The 22,454-nt window shown below is 38.1% G+C and carries 16 protein-coding genes and 1 pseudogene; 14 read left to right on the top strand and 3 right to left on the bottom strand.

The window, feature by feature from the left end:
• The first annotated feature begins 13 nt into the window (after positions 1–13).
• The 8 genes and pseudogenes from B9N86_RS25830 to B9N86_RS25795 all read left to right on the top strand — a co-directional run bounded on the left by B9N86_RS25830 (position 14) and on the right by B9N86_RS25795 (position 10,125).
• The gene (locus B9N86_RS25830; RefSeq protein ID WP_210190617.1) at positions 14–2,809 is read left to right on the top strand and encodes an amidohydrolase family protein; all 2,796 of its coding nucleotides are present in this window, start codon (positions 14–16) and stop codon (positions 2,807–2,809) included.
• A gap of 41 nt (positions 2,810–2,850) precedes the next feature.
• Complete coding sequence (locus tag B9N86_RS25825; protein WP_208915934.1) at positions 2,851–3,687, top strand: hypothetical protein; 837 nt, start codon at positions 2,851–2,853, stop codon at positions 3,685–3,687.
• A 441-nt stretch (positions 3,688–4,128) separates the two neighbouring features.
• Positions 4,129–4,335, top strand: coding sequence for a hypothetical protein (locus B9N86_RS25820; protein WP_208915933.1), 207 nt, complete (start codon positions 4,129–4,131; stop codon positions 4,333–4,335).
• Positions 4,335–5,291, top strand: coding sequence for a hypothetical protein (locus B9N86_RS25815; RefSeq protein ID WP_208915932.1), 957 nt, complete (start codon positions 4,335–4,337; stop codon positions 5,289–5,291). The genes B9N86_RS25820 and B9N86_RS25815 overlap by 1 nt, the downstream gene beginning before the upstream one ends.
• Positions 5,292–5,303: 12 nt before the next feature.
• The gene (locus tag B9N86_RS25810; protein WP_208915931.1) at positions 5,304–5,786 is read left to right on the top strand and encodes a hypothetical protein; all 483 of its coding nucleotides are present in this window, start codon (positions 5,304–5,306) and stop codon (positions 5,784–5,786) included.
• Entirely contained in the window at positions 5,773–7,800 is a 2,028-nt protein-coding gene (locus B9N86_RS25805; protein ID WP_208915930.1) for a hypothetical protein, read from the top strand. The genes B9N86_RS25810 and B9N86_RS25805 overlap by 14 nt, the downstream gene beginning before the upstream one ends.
• Positions 7,801–8,140: 340 nt before the next feature.
• Positions 8,141–8,587 (top strand): annotated as a pseudogene (locus B9N86_RS25800) (sigma-70 family RNA polymerase sigma factor); the annotation flags it as partial.
• Between the two features lie 641 nt (positions 8,588–9,228).
• Positions 9,229–10,125 (top strand): hypothetical protein, encoded by an 897-nt coding sequence (locus tag B9N86_RS25795; RefSeq protein WP_208915929.1) that lies wholly within the window; start codon positions 9,229–9,231, stop codon positions 10,123–10,125.
• Positions 10,126–10,277: 152 nt separating this feature from the next.
• Here the strand turns inward: B9N86_RS25795 and B9N86_RS25790 are convergent, their stop codons facing one another.
• Positions 10,278–10,559, bottom strand: coding sequence for a transposase (locus B9N86_RS25790; RefSeq protein ID WP_425298623.1), 282 nt, complete (start codon positions 10,557–10,559; stop codon positions 10,278–10,280).
• Between B9N86_RS25790 and B9N86_RS31050 the strand changes: the two genes are divergently transcribed.
• Positions 10,464–10,712 (top strand): hypothetical protein, encoded by a 249-nt coding sequence (locus B9N86_RS31050; protein WP_208921001.1) that lies wholly within the window; start codon positions 10,464–10,466, stop codon positions 10,710–10,712. The genes B9N86_RS25790 and B9N86_RS31050 overlap by 96 nt on opposite strands.
• A 102-nt stretch (positions 10,713–10,814) precedes the next feature.
• Here the strand turns inward: B9N86_RS31050 and B9N86_RS25780 are convergent, their stop codons facing one another.
• Together B9N86_RS25780 and B9N86_RS25775 are read right to left on the bottom strand one after the other, a co-directional pair.
• A complete protein-coding gene (locus B9N86_RS25780) occupies positions 10,815–12,518 on the bottom strand; it encodes a sensor histidine kinase (protein ID WP_208915928.1) in 1,704 nt (567 codons plus the stop codon).
• Positions 12,515–14,047, bottom strand: coding sequence for a response regulator transcription factor (locus B9N86_RS25775; RefSeq protein ID WP_208915927.1), 1,533 nt, complete (start codon positions 14,045–14,047; stop codon positions 12,515–12,517). Before B9N86_RS25775 ends, B9N86_RS25780 begins: the two co-directional genes overlap by 4 nt.
• A 255-nt stretch (positions 14,048–14,302) precedes the next feature.
• On the opposite strand from B9N86_RS25775, the gene B9N86_RS25770 reads away from it, so the two are divergent.
• The 5 genes from B9N86_RS25770 to B9N86_RS25750 all read left to right on the top strand — a co-directional run bounded on the left by B9N86_RS25770 (position 14,303) and on the right by B9N86_RS25750 (position 22,356).
• Positions 14,303–16,012 carry a type 2 periplasmic-binding domain-containing protein gene (locus tag B9N86_RS25770; RefSeq protein ID WP_208915926.1) on the top strand — a complete coding sequence of 570 codons (1,710 nt, stop codon included), beginning with the start codon at positions 14,303–14,305 and terminating at the stop codon, positions 16,010–16,012.
• A gap of 21 nt (positions 16,013–16,033) precedes the next feature.
• Entirely contained in the window at positions 16,034–16,924 is an 891-nt protein-coding gene (locus B9N86_RS25765) for an ABC transporter permease (RefSeq protein ID WP_208915925.1), read from the top strand.
• Positions 16,925–16,941: 17 nt separating this feature from the next.
• A complete protein-coding gene (locus B9N86_RS25760; RefSeq protein WP_208920762.1) occupies positions 16,942–17,820 on the top strand; it encodes a carbohydrate ABC transporter permease in 879 nt (292 codons plus the stop codon).
• Positions 17,821–18,384: 564 nt separating this feature from the next.
• A complete protein-coding gene (locus B9N86_RS25755) occupies positions 18,385–20,052 on the top strand; it encodes a glycoside hydrolase family 13 protein (RefSeq protein WP_208915924.1) in 1,668 nt (555 codons plus the stop codon).
• 81 nt (positions 20,053–20,133) lie between these two features.
• On the top strand, positions 20,134–22,356 hold the full coding sequence (locus B9N86_RS25750) for an amylo-alpha-1,6-glucosidase (RefSeq protein ID WP_208915923.1): 2,223 nt from the start codon (positions 20,134–20,136) through the stop codon (positions 22,354–22,356).
• The last annotated feature ends 98 nt before the right edge of the window (positions 22,357–22,454 follow it).

Genomic DNA, 22,454 nt, shown 5'->3' with positions numbered 1-22,454 from the left:
ACGGTGAAAAAAGATGATATCAAAAATTAACCTTCTAATACATGTCTCGTTGTTTCCCATTCAGAATCTTAAGTTTTATGGTCAATTGGATATTTTGCAAGCCCTGGATTATGTGGGAACAGGAAGTGTTGCCAAGAAGAATCGAGAGAGTGCGCAGAATATCATCCGACGCAAGTTGTATGCTGAGATTCTTAGTAAGGCTAAGCCGAATAGTCTGGATGAAATCGATCTTATGCTGCAGAAATTTTATCCCATGCTATGCAGTGAGAAAGGGGCGGAACGCTGCGGTTTTATACCGATGAATTTAGAAAGTAGAGCTCATTATATCGAAAAAAAGCTGTATCAGCACTATTTTCATATTTTAGAAGAGTTCTCGGATGCATTAATTTCCTATCGCGACGGAGATGTCATATTCAAATATTGGAAAAATGATGCCAATGGTCACAAGCGATGGAGATTTATTGATTTTATGGATCAATATAAGGGTCAGGATAAGGTACTTTTCTTTCAAGCGTTCAGTCGATTTATTCCGATTGATCTATTGATCGCCTTACATCACTCTAAAAATAATATTCATGATCCTATACAGCTTCACGAATTTTACCAGCACATTAATCTTGCGGATGCGCCACTAGACGACATCCTTGTAAGAGGAGTGGCGGAGAATCATATACATGCCTCAGCAGCATTCAATTTCTCAATTTTATGGCAAATGATGATGAATGGGCTCTACCCATCAAAGTATTTTAAGAAGTTCGAAACGAATCATTTGGCTGCCTCTTTAGAGGTACAGGAATATATATGGACAGCACGATTACTGCGTTTGGTGATGTCACAGTATTTAAAAGATACTCAAACAAGGACTCCCCTTTCATTGTATAGATGGATAGAAGTCAACTTTGCAGGGGAGCCTGAAACTCGTAAGCTGCTGCTTGATCTATATGATAATCGAGACCTTCGGATCACTCCATTAGACAAGCTCAAAGAAGCCATTGAGCGCGTAGAGATTACATTTTTGGAGATAGAGGAGAAAAACCACTCTGATTATATTCCCAGGATTTTTCCCGAACATCAACATATTAAGACCTATGGAGAAAATATTTTTCTACATAAAGTGATGGCATACAAGCGACAAATCGAGGAGAATGCTGATTTTTCAGGTCATTATGAACAATTCTTCCGAATATTTTTTATGTATATTTCCATAAAAAATGAATTTTATCAGCAGGTAACACAGCCTACAGTTTTGCATGGCTTGGATTTTTTTAGAGGATATTTTGATAGAGCAACAGATGGGATTTTAGCAGATCAAGCGTATTTCACGATTATGCTGAGAACGCTCCTTCAAAACAAATACTTACGAAAAATCGAACTTCGGATATCGATTTTAAATAGTGAAGCTAAGAACCGAAGAAAGTTGCTTCATATATTGGAATCGTACAAACAAATTCTGATTGAGGACTATAAGGTGAATGATGATCCCAATTCAGAATTTCCATTGATAGGCATTGTGTATCATTTGATTAAGCGTCCAGACAATTTGGATAAGGATAGTGTGTGGTTTGATGAAGCACGTGACCATACATTAAAGTATCTTCATTTTGGTGTACATCAAGAAACATATATTAAACAGGTACAGATGGTACAGCAGCTTCGTAAAAATGTTCCTATGGCTACAAATTTTATCGTTGGACTGGATGCGGCGAGTATAGAGAATTATACACCTGTTCAAGTATTTGCTCCCGTATTTGAGGAAGCGCGAGATAGTCAGTATGACTCGCTGAGGATCGTAGATCCGGAAGGCAATGTACTGCCGAGACAAAGTTTGTTTTTCACTTTTCATGCAGGAGAAGAATTTCGCCACTTGAATTCGGGTTTGAGACGTATGGACGAGGTTATTGATTATTGTAAGTTGCATGCCGGAGATCGAATAGGGCATGGAATTGCACTGGGTGTAGATATCGAGGAATGGATTCGAAGAAACCCTATAGTCATTATCCCCCGCGGAGAGTATCTGGACAATTTATTATGGGTATGGGGAGTATATAGCCGTACAACGCAGTTGCGTACAGAGACGTTGGTTTATCTGGAGAGACGGATCGATGAAACGGCTCGATGTATTTTTGGCGATATCCTTTCTGCAGGTGAACTTCGCTTGCCTTCCCTTTTCGAAACGTATAGAAGACGCTTCAAGAGAATAAAGGACGAAGTAAATGGAGTTAATAGTCAGAAGAAGAATGAGGATGAAGGAGAGATAGCATTTTATCACAAAACCTCGACCAGGCCCTTAATGGGTATTGAGAACGCTGAGGATAGACTATTCATATGCTATCACCAGGAAAGTACTTTAACTAAAATGGATGAACCAATATATGTAGCTATGAATGAGATAGAGAAAATGATGGTCAAAGACATGCAAGATTACCTGATTCAAAAAATTGCATCCATCGGCATTGTCATTGAGGTCAATCCGTCCTCCAATGAAGCCATTGGGGAGATAGACTCGCTGTTTGGCAACCAGTTATTTAAAATTCAGTCGGCTGGAAATCGGGATCTATCCAACATTTTAGTGAATATTAACTCCGATGATCCGATGATCTTTAACACTAATGTTAGCAACGAATTAGTGTACATATATTACGGGATGCTGCAGCAAGGAATAGGGCGAGAGGCAGCTTTGGATTGGATTGAGAAACTCAGGAAATCAGGCATGGAGACGTCATTTATTAGAGGAACTCGAAGCCGGGCAGAATATTTGCGTATCCTGGATATGACAATTCAGGCTTTAAAAGATCCATATTATTGTTAGCATAGCTAGTAGAGATAGTGAAGCAGGAGATATTACGAACTATGGAAAAAGTGCTGGATTACATTTATGATTTTATCGGAATATTTATTCCGGGTGTTACCTTTTGGATATTCCTTTGGCTGACAACGGTCTTGCTTCTTCCTATGGAAGCTATACAATTTCTTTCTACTCTGCTTCCAGTAAAACTACTGCTGTTGGCAGATACATCGCAGCCCTTCATTCAAGCTATTGTCTCTCATAAGAGCCTAATTATTCTTTTGGTTGTTATCGTTTGTTATATTTCCGGGCTTGTATTCTCCGAGAAGCATAAATTTGATAGCAAGGATGATTGTGAAACGAGTACCAAAGCTGAGGCGCTAGGCTCAGACCTTGATTCAGCAGATGCGAATTCGTTGGATATGCATAAGAAACAAAAACTAAAAGATGTGTATAATGAAATCAAAAAGTTAGTTGCATTAATAGATAGAAAGTTGCATCTCCAAATGAAAGTTGATTGGGAGACTGTAGACTATAGAAATAAATGGATTGTCTATTACCGATGGGCAAACATTTTGAGTCCCAATACTTCTGACCGATCAAACTTGCAACTCATATTGGCAAAAACTATCTTGTATCGCTCGCTTAGGGTAGTCTTTAGGTTGCTAGGCTGGTATGTCTGTACACTGACCCTGCTAGGTACTGTTACGTTTGTTTTTTCTTCGAGCCTAAATTTAGTTCAATGTATCCTTTATGTTGTATTTGGATGTTTTATGTTTGGGATATACGAATGTTTTTTATCTCGTTTTTTCTTAAGCACAAGCGAGAAACACCGAAATCTTCTGCAAAACGAATCGATACTTGTACTTTCCAAATATTATTTAGAGAAGAAGGATATTTAAAGGATTTTTCTATAATTGAATACTCAAACAAATAGAGGCCGCGTGCATTTCAAATTGCCCGGTTTCTTTTTTTCAGTACAGACACAGTGGGCCTATGCCCACATAAAATGAACAGACTGTAGCAAACATTACCCAATCCATCAGAAAGTGTCATCCTTACCCGGAATGTTCAGTGCGGTTGCCCTGTTTGTCCAGCAGATCATTTTATTAGTCTTTTATGTAAAAATGTTTTTTCCCAGCCTTGACGGAGGAGGAGGCGAAGCATCTGGAAAGGATGACCGAAGACAATCTGGGCTCCCGAAATGTGCTAATCGAGCATCGATCCTAGTGAATTGAGATAGAACTTTTTGCTCATACTACGATTGTACTTTTGTACTAGCAATGGTAATATGAGGATTTAAAGGAACGGTTTTTGCTAGTTTTAAGTGAGGAGCTGATATTATGCCTACTACACTTCCTCGTAAAAATGATCAGCTGTTTTTTATTGATAAAGAAGTAATCGTTGTTAAAGTGTTTTTGAGTTTTCAATTGGCAGAAGTTCGTTATCTTAGTTCCTTCGATACTTTTATTGTTGATATTAATGTTCTATATCAATACGCTGATGAAAGAAGCTCAATATCCATTAAGTTATTAGGTGGGGTAGTTTAATGATTCTTAATTTTATAGACACTCCGTTAGATGGTAATTCTTGGGAAAGTTTAATAAATTCATGTTATAGAATGAAATTTCAAGATGAGCATTTCACAGAGATACCTGCAGTTCATGGCGGTGATGCTGGAATAGAAGGTTTTACACGTCTAGGTAGAGTTTATCAATGTTACTGCCCTGAACGTGAGTATAGTGATGATGAGTTATATGGTCATTTAAGAAACAAAATGACCAAAGATATAAATAAACTAACATCGCTTAAATATGCTGGAAGATTAAAAGAACTAGGGGTTCCTAAGATAAAAGAATGGCATTTTGTTATTCCCCAGTATAGAGACTCGAGAATTATTTCACATGCAGAGACTAAACGCAAAGAAGTACTCTCCTTGAAGAAATCTGATCCTAGTAACTATGATTACATTGATGACGATTTTATTGTTGTCATTAAACAGGCTGAAGATTTTAAAGTTGAAATATCCAGAATAATTAGAACAACTTTGACGGACGTGCAGCTTAATTTTGCTATCTATCATACAACTACTCCTGATTGGTCGCAATGTGATTCAGAGAAAGCAAACAACATTAAAAGAAAGGTTAAAGCAGTTATGGGAGACATTGATGACTCTGATGAAGATTATAATGATCTTGTTAACATGTATATAAATTCATACATAAAGGGGATTGAAATTCTGAGAGTACTGCGAGTTTCTTATTCCGAGGTTTATGAGGATATATATATGTTGGAGCAATCATATAAGAAGCAAGTATCATTAAAGACTAAAATGAATACAAATAGTTCAATAAATTCACAGCTTTTTAATGAAATACTTGACGATTTTCAAAATAAGCTAGAACAGCAATTTAAATATCTGACACTGGCGTCAGTAATGGAGCTAAAGATAGACCTTATTAGTGGCTGGCTTGCTGATTGCTCAATGCAATTTAGAGGTAGGTGAACAAAGTAAACAATGGATAATAGTTATTTAATAGCAGATGAAATACTATTTGAAGCCAAACCAGACGCAGTACCCTATAATTATAGGATAAGCTATAAGATGGCCCAACTTTGCTTAATAATTGAAATATGTTGTCGTGGAGGCTGTTCATTATTAAAACTACACATGATTTCAATAGGCCTTAGTACGAAGCAGGATATGGAAATGTTAAAGGATTTGGCTTACGATAGGCTAACAAGTTACACCGTTGTTAGATTTGATCCAGCAGTTAATCATGCTATACGGTATGCAACAGCCGATGGTCTAATCTTTCAACAACAAAATGGTTTGTTTAGATTAACAAAAATAGGTAAGACCTATGTGAAACGAATCATAAAAGATGCGCAGTTAATGAGTGATGAAAAGCGATATTTGTTCTCATTGTCAACTATGCTGACAGAGGGAAAAATAAAAGCTCTTACTTCTCTTTGGAGGTATTCCAGTGCTGAGGATTAAAAGGTTAAAAATCGAGATTAAGACGAGTAATGGTGTTTATGGGTTCGATAATACATTCACTGAGGGATTAAATTTTATTGCCAGTGAAGACAACACTTGTGGAAAAAGCTCTATAATAGCTGCTATATACTATTGCCTTGGATTTGAAGAGATAATTGGGGGTAAAGGTGAAAAAGTACTTACATCAGTATATAAAACCTCTATAGAAGAGGGAGAAAGCATCTGGCCTGTTCTTGAGTCAGGAGCTTATTCGGAGATATCTAATGGGAAAGAAACAATTACCATATATCGTGCAGCAAAAATGGAGAGTAGAGATAATAGATTAATCACAGTCTATCACTGTGGAATCGATGAAATTGGAGATCCCAATAAATTATCCGAAGATATGTATGTACACATGCCTAATTCAGCGGTTAATAAAAAAGGATTTCACAGCTATTTAGAGGCATTTTTGCATATTGAGTTACCTTTAGTGCCAGCTTCTGATGATGGAACAAGAAAACTATATTTGCAATTGATTTTTGCTGGAATGTTTATTGAACAGAAACATGGGTGGGCTGATATTTTATCAGGAATGCCCGTTCTAGGCATTAGAGAGTCTAAGAAGCGCGTATTAGAGTTTATTATGCGTCTCGATACCTTGGAAAATGAAAAGAAAAAAGATTACTTACGAACAATGGATAGTAGCATAAAGCATGAATGGGATTCCTTAATTAAAGAATTAATTGTTCTTGCAAATAGGGAATCTTGTACCCCTCAAGGGCTTCCACTAACTCCAAAGATACTATCAGAAGAAGACTTTTCAAAAATAAGTATTCATAAAGACAATGATAGCATAATTGAGTATATTGAAGACATCAAAGAACAGTATAATCAATTGACAGTTTTGAAACCCAAAATTATAGATAATTTTGACGAAATTCAAACAGAACTAAATGCTACTGAGACTTCTATAGAAGAATTTGAGAGAGAACTTTATAAACACAGGAGTTTTCTTTATTCAGAAAATAGTAGCATTGATAAATTAACTAATAATCTTGAGATTATTGATACTGATATTAGAAACAATAAAGACGCAGCTAGATTACGAAATCTTGGTTCAGAGCTAAATTTAGCTACTTCAAAGGATACCTGTCCTGTATGTAATCAAGCTATTCAGGATACATTAATTCCAGATTCTAGTCATATACAGGTCATGAGTGTTGATGAAAATATCAGACACTTAAATGCTCAGAAAGAAATGCTTGAATTTGCACAAAGCAGCCACAGAAGAAATAAGGAGAAGATACAGGAGAAAATAACACAACTTGAGAATAGCCTATTTACACTCCGTAGCCTAGCCAAGTCTTTACGCAATGACCTTTACTCCATAAATGATAACATATCTGAAACAATTATTCATAAGAGATTACAACTTGATTCTGAAATAAATAGTCTTGATAGATTATCCGAGTTTTTCAATAATCAAAAACTCAAGTTAAAGGAGTTATCGGATGCATGGAAGGACTATTTAAAAGACAAATCAACCCTTCCTAAAAAGAAGTTCTCTGATTTGGATGAAGAAAAAATCAGAACATTAAGAAACCATTTCATTAGCAACCTAACACAATTTGGATATAAAAGTATACTCAACATAAATCAAGTTGAGATCTCATTAGAATCATATCTCCCTGTAATTGAAGGATTCGATATGAAGTTTGATTCATCAGCGAGTGACAATATAAGAGCGATATGGGCATTCGTACTAGCATTGCTCCAAACATCCAATGATAAATCTGGGAATCATCCAGGGGTACTAATTTTTGATGAACCTGCACAACATAGTATTGTTATTAATGATATGGAGAAGTTTTTTGATTATATTATAAAATTAAAGAATAGTCAGGTTATTGTTGGAATTACAGTGAAAGATAGCGATACACGTCAGGCTATAAGCAAGTTACCTGCTGAAAAATACAATTTGATTAGAGTTCCAAACAAAGCATTCCGCAGGTTATCTATTGAAAATGAATAAAACAATGTGATTTGTGAGACGACAAAAGAACTGCTGCCCCTTTAGGGAGGACATTTCAGGAGGCCAAACGCCAAATTCTTTACTTGAAATCAGCGACTTCAGCATTATAAGTGTTAGCAACTGTTATTAATGTATCCCTATCTCCTTTATTTTTTTTAACGATGCGATGAGGGTCAAAAGTATAAGCTACTTCTTTTCATTCATAGAGCTTGATCCCGAATAAAGGAAAATTTCACACTTTGGTGAGAGCCATCTACCTTGTTAAATGAGCATTTCTCCTAAAACACACTGTTTTCGGATCATTCCTGAAAATAGTGTGTTTTTTGCGCAATTGTAACGTCAGAGCTTACAGCAGAACAAAGACACCAAATTAGCGACATTCGCGGCATGATGTATCGAGAACGAAATACTTATGCACCTTCGCAGTTTGAAAAAACTCTTAAGGATGTCTCCTTGCATATCCGATTAGGACGGATTAGGAAGGGAGCGAAATTACGCTGCTCGATATTCTCGGTTCCGAAGCGGATGATGTCGTTGAGAAGGTGCAATTGAAGATCGAGAAGAGTAAGATATATCAGAAACTGGAGATATTGGATGATCGGGAAAAAGAGGTAGTTGTTGGACGTTTCGGCTTGGAAGCGGGTGGGGAAGAGCGAACGCAGAGGGAGATTGCGAAGGAATTGGGTATCTCGTGGAGTTATGTGTCCGAATTGAGAAGAGGGCGCTCATGAAGTTGTATCATGAGTTTTATAAGACGAAGCGGTGCGAATATAGATTGTCTATATGACCCATTACAGGCAGCGAAGAGTCAGGAGTTCGATCCTCCTAATATAAGACTTTTTACTGCTGCCTTCTCACTAATTATGACATCACACAAATTTGATGTGAGTAATGGTTATAGTTGAGAATGATTATATTAATACTTGAGACTTTTTATATCGTTTAAATGAGACAATTTAAAAGACCAGTTTAATCAAATCCTTGATTAAACTGGTCTTTTTTTCTTTGAATTAAGGGAGAGGCTTCAATTATTGATAAAACTTGTTCGAGAATTATGATTATAGATGATACATACTTGAAGTATGTTCTTTGACGGTTGGTTAAATTATTCCTGTGCAGATGGGTTTCGCTCAAAAGAAAGAATAACTTGTCTGGTGTCATAATTCTTTAAAAAGTTTTCTAAATCAACGAGAAAAAACTTTTCATAATTACTGATAAATGTTGTGAAATATTGTGTTATTATAATCATATTCGAACATTAGTTCTTGCATCAATAGACTAGATAATTCAGGGATATATGGTACAACATACCTATAACTTTAGTCTTGTTTGGAACAATTCGATGATTATTTGAAGTTAAGATTATCAAAAGGGTTATTTACCATGTAGATATCCTTCAAAAGTCTCTAAAATTCCAAGAGGTGAAGAATGATAAAAAATGAACAAAGGTACAGAAATAAGATTCTAAGTTTTAAAGAGAAGGCTAGTATTGAGTCTTTCATATCTCAAAATGTCTATTTCCTTTATATGGGATTATGTCTTTTAATTTTTAGTTTAATATCAATTTTTCTTATGATAATTTTTGCTTTTTTTAATCTTGGGTATGCGTCAATCTTTTTTGTTGTGGCCATTGCATCTTTTATTGTATCAGTTATTTTAATCTTTCTTTTAGAAAGAGATATCATTTCATCAAAAGAGTTAAATGAGAGATTATATATTTATTTTGATATTTTAGGTGAGTACGTGAAAGAAAACAAAAGTAGAGCGAAAATTAGGATGATAAATAGAAGCTTAATACGCTATTTAAATGCGCTAGAGAGCAATGTGAATAATGTTTTTATATTTAACAGCTCTGAACTTAATATAAATCTAATCAGAGACATCAAGAAAGTAATCGTTGTTGATCTAATTAATTTTCTGAAACATGATAAAAAAGACATCGTAGTAGAGTTAATTGATAACATAAAAAAAACATATCTATTTGCGGAGGGTTTACAACTTATTCAAAACACGAAGTGTGAATTTGAAATTGAACATACAAGTAAAATAGACTCTTTAAAGAGAATATTGGAAATATGTAACAACGAAAGAAATAACCATCCAGCGGAATCTCAGAAGAACATAATGTCCAAAGTGTATAAGAAGGTTCTTATCTCCGCAACAAATCCCTATATTTTAATAGCATTATGTACAATTATCGGCATAGGCTTAATATATTACATAAATGAGGCTGAGGACTATTCAAAAATGCCAGCAAATTTATCGGTAGTTGGTTTAATATTGATGATTATTATTTTTATAATACAGTCGAAAAAAAGAGATTAATCTCAGAAAGTGATTGAAACATAAATGGGAATTTCTTAATACTTTAGTAACTCAGTTAAATTATCAATGTTACCTGATATGTAACTAAAAAAAAGGGGGTCTGTCAATAATTTTGTGTAAACTCTTTGCCAAGGAATTCCCCCGAGGGGGAATCAGCGTAAGTGGTGGCCAACTCGATCCGGAAAAATTACCGAGAACTGTAGCAACATCTGGCCCCAGTTCTGAACACGGCCAGTCCATTTTCGAGTTACATCCATCGTTGCCAGATAGAGCATTTTAAGCAGGGATTCGTCCGTGGGAAAAATGCTCTTACCCTTCGTCACCTTGCGTAACTGTCGGTGGTAGCTTTCGATCATATTGGTAGTGTAGATAAGCTTGCGAAATTCGGGTGGATACTTAAAAATGTCGCCAGCTCCTCCCAATTGTTCCGCCAGGAACGAACGATGGAGCGGATACTTTCCGTCCCAGACTTCTTCAAAACGCTCTCTTCAACGGAGAAGGCGGAATTATTCTGGAGAAGCGGAGCGTTCGCCTTTATCCCCAGATTTCAACAATGGTATAAATACTTCAAAGAAATCTGGGGGTAAGAGCGATCGGAAGAATAATCCGCATTCGTAGTGATGTTTAGGCTTAATGCATTCGTAGTGATGTTTAAGCGATCGCAGGAACGATTCGTACTCGTAGCGTCTCTATTTCTCCATAGGAATTCTCAACGTCACTTGAGTTCCAACTTCAACAATACTGTTTATGGTCAACCCATACTCTGGTCCATACATCAACTTAGCCCGGTCATGTACATTTTTGAGTCCATAGCCTTTGGATTTCGTTACTAATAAATGAGGAAGTCGCTCTGGCGGAATTCCGATCCCATTGTCATTAATCTGAAAAACAATGCACTGATCTTCCCGTTTTGCTGAAACACTGATTTTTCCACCACCTTCTTCTCTGTTTTCAATCCCGTGAATAATGGCATTTTCAATCAGAGGTTGAAGCATTAAGTTAGGCATGTGGCAAGAAAGAATCTCATCATCGATTTGATATTCCACATCGAAGTTATTGCTGTGCATGATGAGCTGAATACTCATGTACGATTGTATATTAAGAATTTCGTCCGAGACTAAGATCATATTGTCGCCCTTATTAAGGGTCGTTCGATAAAACGTGGACAACAGCTGAGCCATTTCACTGATATCTGTCGCACGGATCCGAATGGCCCGCCAATTAATAAGAGAGAGGGAGTTGTAAAGGAAATGGGGATTGATCTGAGCCTGAAGAGCCTTCATTTCATACTCTTTACGCGCTATTTCCTCAACATACACTTTTTTAATAAGAATTTTGGTTTCTTCCACCATATTACCAAAACCTCTGATTAAGTCTCCGATTTCATCTTTAGATTCGCTTGAGACCGTAACCTCCAATACGCCTTTTCCAACTTGTTTCATATTTTTATGCAGATGATCAATTCGGGACATCATTTTTCTTGCAAAAAAAGTGCCTGTCACAGCAACGACAATAATACAGGCTATCATAATTAGCACAATAGTCAAAATGATCAACCAAGCAGAGTCCGTAATGAGATTTATAGGCTTATATAAAAACACATCCCACCCAGAGGTTGGAATCATAGATTGCAAAACCGTGTATTTCTTTCCATCCCAACTTAACTCATCAACTGCTTTATTAGCGATATTAATATCGGTATATCCCTTAAGCCCTTCCGATGAATAGACAGAATTTCCGTTAGAGTCCGTTACGAGGATCTCTGCTCCATTGGATTGTAAGGACTCAAAGGATTTAAACAGGGAAGCATAGTCTACTTGTGTAAACAAAATATTATCTTTTGGATCTTTTTGTTTTGTGTTAAAAATGCGTCCAACGCTGAAAATTGTATTTTCCTCAAAGAACCAAAGGATATCCGTTGTTTTCATGACTTGTGGGTACCAATAAGTGTTTGTGATCTCTTCAATAGGTATAACTGTGTTTCCATGTTTAGGTAGATTGGTTCCCGTATACAGAGTGATTCGTTCTATTTCTGTATTCAGAAAACGGGCTGTGAAAAAATTCTGATCAATCACATTTTTTAACTGATCATACATGTCATAAGCACTGTCATACGTATGACTAGCGGCATTAATGATTTCTTGATTAAAGCTCAAAAATGTAATTATTTTATTGTAGGTATTCAGTTGATTGTTTACAGATTGAACACTTTGCTTCAGATTTGCATTCATATCAGCTTCTGACTGCTTCAACAAGAGAGACTTGGTTTCATAAAAACAAAATCCTCCCAAAACAATAACAGGGATCAAGCTGATTAGCAGAAAAGCAAGCTTGATTTTGGTTTGAAATTTCAGATCGCGAATGCGTTGTTTTTGCGCTTGCCATACTCTCATACTCTTTCTCCTGTTACAATGAATTGCCGGAATTTTTCTGGAGTACGCCCATAGAAATCTCTATAGTTTTGGCAAAAATAAGATACATCTCGATATCCAACAGCGGTGGATATATCTGAAACTTTGAGATGAGTACTTGTTAACAGCTCCTTCGCCTTCTGCATTCGTACGTTTTTAATGAATTTGTTCAAACCACAACCCATATTCTTCTTGAAAATAGAACTGAGGTAATGGGGTGATAAATATACTTTGGCAGCAAGAGAATCCAGACTCAGGTCGTCAGCATAGTGATCTTCGATATATTTTTTAATGTAAGCAATATCTCGATTAAAAGAGGATTCGGAGTCGGTAAATTCCTCCTCAAGCCGCAAGACGTACTCATTAATAATCTTTTTTATATCTCTAATATCTTCAGCTCTGCAAATTTTCTCAATTCCGTGGTTCAGCTCCATTTCGGAAACATCCATATGGTGAGTTACAATTTCTTGATAGAGATTAGAAAACATATACTTCACATACAGCTGAGAAAACTGCACTTGTTTTGCATATTTTTGATAAAGAATTTCTGTGTTTGCCTTAAGACCGAATATATCCCGGTTTTTAATATTCGTCCGAATAGTATCCAAAATAGCGCTATCAGATAATTCAGTTTCATTGGAGTAATAAAAGTTGTCGTCATTTTCCTCAAACACAAAATGGTCCGGTGAGAAAAATCTGTACTCCATTAACTGCTCTAATTGGTTAAGCCCTGTAGCCAGATCTTTAATAGTAATGGGACTCTCGTTAACTGCTACGTAGCAGATCAAATTAAATCTATCTAGAATGCTTTCATGAATGAGTCCTGCCATTTCACGATAGGAAAAGCGGGAAGGCACCTTAGCTTCGGGAAATAGCAGCAGACTTTGATATCCATTCAAATTTATATATTCAGCCGGCGTTCCCAATAGAGAAAGGACAAAACTTTCGAACTCCGGTCCGACATGTTCAAAGAAGTTTTTTTCAAATTCAAGCAACAGCATTCTATGGTAAACATCCGGCAGATCCAATGAAACCCCCTTCAAGGAAGGTGGTTCTCCAACACCGTTAACCAGAGTGAACAGTACATGTTTTTTGACATAGGTTTGTGACATATTCGTTGCTTCGTCTACTTGCTTTTGTTCCGTTATTTTATGGATGACTTTTTCCATTGTATCTTGAAATGCATCTACATTGATTGGCTTGAGAAGGTAGTCAGATACGCCCAGGGAGATGGCGGTTTTAGCATATTCAAATTCTGCGAAACCACTAAATAGGATAATCTTCAAATGGGGTTGAAGCTGTAGGGCCTGTTTGGTAAGCTGTAATCCATCCATAAGTGGCATTCGAACATCGGTAAACAATATATCGACAGACTGATGGCGCAAGAACTCGAGCGCTTTTTTTCCGTTTTCTGCAAACTCAATTTTAAGAGGAAATCCAAGCTCTTGTATGAGAAAAGCGATGCCTTCTCTTTCTTCCTGTTGATCATCTGCAATTAAAATGGTTAGCATTCGTATCCTCTTTTCAAACGTTATTAATCATAGTTTATTATAAGCCTTTTCAAAACGAATGAAATAGAAGGAGCTGTCATTGTTAAACTGAGTAAAAAATTTGTGTAAAGCACAAATTATTCATATATACGATCGTGAAGCAAAAACATTAGAATTAGAGACGTATAAAAGTGTAATAGGGTATCTATTTTGAAACAAGCCGGCGTTTTGAAATCGTTACCACTAAATAGTAAATCACTTAAAGGGGATTTTGTTATGTCTAAACTAAGAAAGTCTAGCTTTATTGCATTAGCATTTCTCTTGGTTCTTGCTACGGTTGGTTGTTCAAAAACTGACAACGCACCTGCAGAAGAATCCGCTATTGATATGAATGACCCGGCGTGGAAGGAAGCCAAGACGACTCCTTTTGCTCCATATCCTGAAACCGTTACCTATTCCGTAGGTCAAACGGCAGGCAATTATACTTCGCTTAAAGGTACGCCATATGAGAGCGACAATGCTATAAACAATGTATGGACAAGATACCTTAAGAACAAACTTAACGTGCAAAATGAGATTTCATTTGAGGCAAATGACGGTACAGATTATCAGCAAAAAGTTTCGATGGCCATCGTAAGCGGTGAGATTCCCGATATTATGGTGGTTCCTGATCGTGAAACATTGGTACAACTTTACGAAAATGATCTAATTGAGGATCTTACATCTGCATATGAAAACACAGCTAGTGACCGAATCAAGGAAATCTATGACTCTTATGATGGCCGTGTTCTGGATACTGCAAAGTTTGACGATAAGCTGATGGCTTTGCCAACCACTGAAATTTCTCATGGTCCAGGTGTCCTGTGGTTACGTAAAGACTGGATGGATAAATTAGAGCTTTCAGAACCTAAAACAATAGAGGATATTGAACACATTTTAACCCAATTTGTAGAAAAAGATCCTGGTGGAAATGGCGCTGGAAAGACGATTGGTCTTGTTGTTGATAATGAACAACCTGTCGGAATTTCTGGTGGACAATATGAAATCAATAACATATTCGCATTATATGGAGCATTCCCGAAACAATGGATTGATGATGGAAGTGGAAAAGCAGTATACGGTTCCATACAGCCTGAAATGAAGCCTGCCCTTACGAAAGTAGCGGCCATGTATAAAAAAGGACTCATTGATCGTCAGTTTGCTGTTCGTACAAGTGATGACCGTAAGGCGCTGCTTACTAGCGGAAAAAGCGGATCGTTCTTGGACAACTGGTGGGGTAGTTGGACAGTGGCTGATTCTCTCAAGCTAAATCCGGATGCAGAGTGGGTTCCTTACGTTGCTCCACAATCGGAAGACGGTTCGGTAACGATGTTCACTGGAAAACCTACTAGCAGTTATCTGGTTGTTCGCAAAGGGTTCAGCCATCCGGAAGCCGCTATTAAAATCGCTAGCCTTCAGTTCGACTTTCAGCGGTATCAGGAAAAGGACGAAGCCACTTTAAAGGAATTTGAGGATTACAGCACTTATAGTGTTGGTGGATCTCCACTTGCAGTCAACATTGACTATTATGATGCATTTTACCGCAATGTTGGAATTATGGAAGACGCACTAGCAACAGGCGATGATAGCAAATTAACCAGCAATTCGGATAAAGCTGCTTATAAAGCATACAAAAAATATTTGGATGATTCCAAGAATGGAAATGCAGTAGATTCCAATGCATGGGCAGGATATACATCCAATATTGCTACAGCTAAATTGGTCCAAAACTCCAATACTAAAGAAGTGAATCCAATTTTCTTCGGAAGTACGAAATCCATGTCTTTGAAATGGCCTACGTTAATGAAAATGGAGCTTGAAATGTATCTGAAGATTATTACTGGAGAGCAGACTCCTGATGATTTCGATAAATTTGTCGATAGTTGGAAGAAAACGGGCGGCGATTTAATTACGGAGGAAGTTAACGAAGCGATTGCCTCGAAATGATGGTGAAAGAGATGGTTCTTTATGAAGAATAAAAAAGATCAGTTAGCGTTTCACTCCATGCTTGGAGTAGGTATGATATTCCTGATTATTTTCTCATTCATCCCTATGTTTGGCATCGTGATGGCTTTTCAAGATTACGTTCCAGCTAAAGGGATCAAAGGTTCTGAATGGGTGGGATTAGAAAATTTTAAGTTCATGTTGCAAATTCCAGACAGTAAACAAATTTTCATCAATACGATTGTCATTGCTGTATGGAAAATTGTAGTGGGTACTTTCGTTTCTATTACTTTTGCATTGCTCTTGAATGAAATTCGTGTGAAATTTGCCAAGCGGTTCATGCAAACCGTAGTGTATTTGCCTAACTTCTTGTCATGGGCCGTACTAGCTACTGTAGTGATGAACATCTTCTCTTATGAAGGTCCGATTAACGCAATATTAGGATGGTTTGGTATAGATCCGATTTTATTTATGGCTAGTAATGAATGGTTTAGATCGATGTTGGTGGTGTCCGATGTGTGGAAGGGATTCGGATATGGATCCATCATCTATCTGGCCTCTCTGACCTCGATTGATCCGGGGCAGTACGAAGCAGCATCCATTGATGGAGCAAATCGATTCAAACAGCTATGGTATATCACGTTGCCCGGCTTATTGCCTACGATTCTACTTGTTACAACTTTAAATCTGCCGAATGTATTGAACGCTGGTTTTGACCAAATTTTTAATCTTTATAATCCTTTGGTTTACGAGACTGCCGACATCATTGACACGTATGTGTACCGGGTAGGTCTGGTAGAAAGACAATATAGTCTGGGAACAGCAGTTGGTCTCTTACGTTCCGTTGTCGGAATTATCTTGATTTTATCTGCGAATAAGTTGGCTCAAAAGCTGACAGATTATCGTATTTTCTAATTTAGGTGGTGTCTCTCATTACAATTCATAGTGTTAAAAGCCGCTTTGCAGACGCCATCATCTGGATCGTATTATTGGCGCTTACTTTATCCTGTCTCTTTCCATTACTTAATATGGTAGCTATTTCTTTAAGTGATAATGCAGCCGCATCCGCAAACTTAGTCGGTATTTTCCCGGTGAATTTCACATTTAGCTCATATGAAAAACTGTTGTCAGATTCTCAGTTTTGGAGATCATTTATGATCTCAGTGGAAAGGGTGGTACTGGGTCTGGGTGTCAATATGACACTGATGATCCTTATGGCCTACCCATTATCCAAAAGCTCAAAACAATTCCGTGGGCAAAAAGTGTACATGAATGTCGTTATTTTTGCCATGTTGTTTTCTGGTGGACTCATCCCAACATATATGGTGGTAAAAGAGCTTAATCTGCTCGATTCCATCTGGGCTTTGATTTTGCCGGGGGCTGTACCTATTGGTAATATGATCTTACTTATGAACGCATTCCGAGCCGTTCCAAAATCTTTGGAGGAAGCTGCTAAGATTGACGGAGCCTCACAGTGGAGAATATTATCAGCTATTTATTTACCAGTGGTATTGCCTACGCTTGCCACGGTCATGTTGTTCACCATAGTCGGTCATTGGAATGATTACTTCAGTGCATTGGTGTATATCAACAAAACGTCGAATTATCCGTTACAGACCTATATCCAACAATTAAGTGTGGAAGTTCAGAACATAACGGATCCAGCGAAGTTGGCTGAATATGCAAAAATCTCGGATAGGACCTTGAATTCCGCCAAAATCGTTGTTTCTACGTTGCCCTTGCTGTTGATTTATCCTTTCATGCAAAAGTATTTTGTTTCAGGGATCGTAGTTGGTTCAGTTAAGGAATAGAGCATACTGTTATTGAGAATAAAATTATAATTTTGGGGCTGCACTTTGTGTGTCACGGGTGCAGCCCCTTTAATATTAAAAAATAGAAGAACTTCAACGGAGAAGGCGGAATTATTCTGGAGAAACACAGCGTTCGCCCGAAAGCTTTCCGCAGGAAAGCTCGCTTCGGAAGCATATGCTGTACCTGGATTTCAACAATAGTATAAAAATATAGGCTCAATCTTATAATCAGTTCTTAACATAAAAAGCAAAGTAGCGGAGGGGATGGAATCGATCTGAAGAAGCGAAGCGTTCGCCCGAAAGCTTTCCACAGGAAAGCTCGCTTCGGAAGCATACACTGTCCCCGAATTTCATCCACATTAAAAGTTGATTCATAAGAAATTTGGGGACAACAGCGATCGTAAGAACGATCCATCCACGTAGCGGCTTCATTGCTTTATGCAAGTACTGATTTTGGATTTGAGCCAAAATATATAATAGAAATCTGGGGACAACAGCGATCGGAAGAATAATCCGAATTCGAAGTGATGTTCGAGAAATGTATTGGAAAGGTTTTGAGAGATAATGCAACAAAAATGGTGGAAAGAAGCCGTAGCGTATCAAGTTTATCCTAGAAGCTTTATGGATTCCAATGGGGACGGTATTGGCGATCTGCAAGGCATGATATCCAAGCTTGATTATATAAAGGATCTTGGTATCGATGTCATCTGGATTTGTCCGATGTACAAATCTCCAAATGATGATAATGGCTATGATATTAGCGACTATCAGGACATCATGGATGAATTCGGAACGATGGAGGATTTTGATCTATTGCTGGATGAGGTTCACAACAGAGGAATGAAGCTCATCATTGATCTTGTCATTAATCATACGAGTGATGAACATCGGTGGTTTGTGGAATCTCGTTCTTCTAAAAAAAATCCGAAGAGGGATTGGTACATCTGGAGAGATGGTAAAAAGGGTGAAGAACCTAATAACTGGGAGAGTATTTTCAGTGGTTCTGCTTGGAAGTATGACGAAACAACAGAACAATACTATCTTCACATATTCTCAGAAAAACAGCCTGATCTCAACTGGGCAAATCGGGAAGTTCGGCAATCCATTTATCAGATGATAAACTGGTGGCTGGATAAAGGAATAGACGGTTTCCGTGTAGATGCCATCAGTCATATTCATAAGGAAGATGGGCTCATGGATATGGATAATCCTTTGGGTTTAAAATACGTACCTTCATTCCAGAAGCATATGAACGTTAAGGGTGTGCAGACCTATCTGCAGGAATTAAAAGAAGAAACGTTTGCCAAGTATGACATTATGACCGTTGGGGAAGCCAACGGAGTCAACGTTGAAGATCAGGGAGATCTTCTGGATTGGATCTGTGAAACTAAAGGAAAGTTCAATATGGTGTTTCAGTTCGAACATCTTGGACTTTGGACACAGACCGACACAGGAAATCAGCTGGATATTCTAGGACTTAAGAACACATTAACAAAATGGCAAAAATCTCTGGAAGGCATCGGCTGGAATGCCCTGTTTATTGAGAATCACGATAAGCCGCGCACAGTGTCCACTTGGGGAAATGATGGCGTGTACTGGTATGAGAGTGCAACTGCTTTAGCTGCAATGTACTTCCTTATGCAAGGGACTCCTTTTATATATCAGGGGCAAGAGATTGGAATGACAAACGTTAAATTTAACACCATTGAAGAGTATGATGATGTAGCAGACCGTAATATGTACCGGCAAAAACGGGAGGAAGGTGTTCCTCACGAAGACATCATGAAGATTATTTGGGCATCAAGTCGTGATAACTCAAGAACGCCAATGCAGTGGTCATCTGAAGAAAATGCAGGTTTTACGACAGGCAAGCCTTGGCTTGGTGTGAACGAAAATTATAAGGATATCAACGTTCAGGATCAGCTTCAAAAGGAACATTCTGTTCTGGGCTTTTATAAGAAGATGATCCGAATGAAGAAGGACAACCATATTTTCACTTATGGTAACTATGATCTGATTATGCCGGATCATCCGGCGATTTACGCTTATACCCGAACTTTAGATGACCAGAAAGTTGTTGTCATCACCAACTTGACCGACACGGTTGCAAAGCTTGGTAAAGATGCTGATCTACTGAACTTGGCGGATGCGACATTACTGCTGTCCAACTATGCAGATCACAATAACATAAGTACGCTGCAGCCTTATGAAGCAAGAGTATACGCGCTGTAGTTGTTGTAAACAGACGGTTATTTAGAACGAAAGGGCGGACATGAACGGATGAGCCGCATTTTCCAATCAGGGAGGTTAGCAATGATGAATGTCAAAGAGAAATCGATTTTAAATGAAATGAAAACGTTCGTAGCAAGAGATGATAATCGAAGCATTTCCTTTACCAATAAGGAAGCAGCTTTTTATTTTACGCAATCTCATCTGACCAATCATCCGGAGCATGCTTATTTTGCAGGATTAAACATTGCGAAAAACAGAATTTTTCAAGGCTATCATTTATATGACGGCAGCAATAAGCTGGATAATCAAAATTCCAAAGTGTGCGTTTACCCATATAAAATGATGCGTGAACATGGTCAACTGACAGAAGAGCTCTGGATGTTGGATTATAAAAATGTGCTAGAAGTAAGCCTTACGGGTGTACAACAGCAGATCGGTATTGAGCTCTTAGGAGAGAATGTGAAGGTGGTTGGTCAAGAGGGCCATATCGTTATCTTCTCGTCTTTAACAGAAGGCTGGGTTATTGCTGTTGGCTCCAAGCAGCTTCAGCCTATTACTATGAAGGGGCAGATCATCTATGCGGATGCGAAGGATGAAGGCTTCTACATCGCTGCTGGCAAAACGGCAGCAGAAGCTGTAGCTCTTTTGCAGGACACAATGAAGCAGGTCGATCCGCTTAAGGTTGAACGAGTCCGGCGCATGGAAAATCTACTTCTCCAGAATACGTATATGCGGAGCACGGATGAAACTCTGGAACTGGCTCATCGTTGGATGAACATTACGATGGATCAGCTAGTAACTAGACAGCAAGGAGACGGTATCTATGCCGGACTCCCTTGGTTTAATGAATATTGGGGACGGGATCAATTCATCTCGATGCCGGGGGCTGTTTTAGTTAGCGGGCAATTTGAAACGGCGAGAAATATTTTGCTTTCCTTTGCTAAATTTCAGAATACGGATAAGGATTCTAAATTTTTTGGCAGAATACCTAATATTCTTGCTCCTGAAAATATCGATTACCATACAACAGACGGGACACCGCGCTTTATTATCCAGCTGCAGGATTATGTTAAATATTCCGGTGATACTGAAATCATAAAAGAGCTGTATCCTGCGGTCATTAATAGTATCCAAGGATCCATTGATCACTGGATGGACGAGAAGGGGTACCTGATGCACGCTGACAATGAAACCTGGATGGATGCCAGGGATAGCGAATTAAAGTCCTATTCTCCTCGGGATACACGCGCCAATGATATTCAGGCGTTATGGTACAATCAACTGCTTGCCGGTGTTTACTTTGCTGAATATATGAATGATCAAGTAAATGCAGAGCAATGGAAGCGCATTGCAGAACAATTGAAGATGAATTTTGAGAAGGATTACCGGGATTCACAGCATTCTTATCTGGCTGACAGACTGGATAAAGAAGGGAAGCCGGAATTCTCATTGCGGCCTAATCAGCTTTTTGCTTTTGACATGTTTGATGATCAGGAATTTGCTTGCCAGGCCATACGTACAGCTTGGGAAGAGCTTGTATATCCTTGGGGAGTAGCATCTCTGGACCGGAATCATCCGTTGTTTCATCCGTTCCATTTAACTCATCATTATCATAAAGATGCGGCTTATCATAACGGTGCTGTATGGATTTGGCTGAACGGAATCGCGATGCAGCGTATGATTGAGGTAGGAGCACAAGAAACAGCCTATCAACTCTTTAAGAACATGAACTGGATGGCGCTGAATAAAGGGGTTGTTGGTGGACTTTGTGAAAACATGGATGCCTATCCTCAAGAAGGTGAGAACTGGGCGAAGCTGACAGGTGCGTACCTTCAAGCATGGTCAAATGCTGAGCAGTTGCGGGTATGGTACCAATACTTCTTGGGCGTTCGTCCGGATCTGATTAACAATACACTGACTTTTGCTCCGCGGATTCCAGAAGAGATTAAGGATCTTGATTATATGATAAAAGTAGGCAATGGCCTCATTACAGCAAGTTATCATGCCGATTCTACCAAGGAATATCGTTATCAGTTCAAGGACGCGTCGTTTACAGCGACTATTGATATTTCTCCTTTTGAAATCGTTGAGATGGAAGTTATCCCTGGTTCGGAGCTAGTGATAACGCAGACTGACCGCACATTAAAGGTAACCCTGCGTGACGGTCAAAACAATACAATCAAGGAGATCGATGCTTCCTGGTCTCAAGCACGTGCAGATCAGCAGGAAAGAAATCATGAAATACTGAAGGATGTTTCCTTTGCTGAGCCTTTGGATTTAAAAAATCATCCTGTAGTGCACTAGGTTTGATTCCTTATAAAGAACGATAAAATGTTGATCTATCAGCGTTTTATCGTTCTTTTTTTGGGGGGATAACAAAATTTATGACTTTAAATATTTGT

The sequence above is a fragment of the Paenibacillus uliginis N3/975 genome, assembly GCF_900177425.1.
GTDB lineage: Bacteria > Bacillota > Bacilli > Paenibacillales > Paenibacillaceae > Paenibacillus_AQ > Paenibacillus_AQ uliginis.
This window is presented reverse-complemented; position numbering and strand designations above follow the sequence as displayed.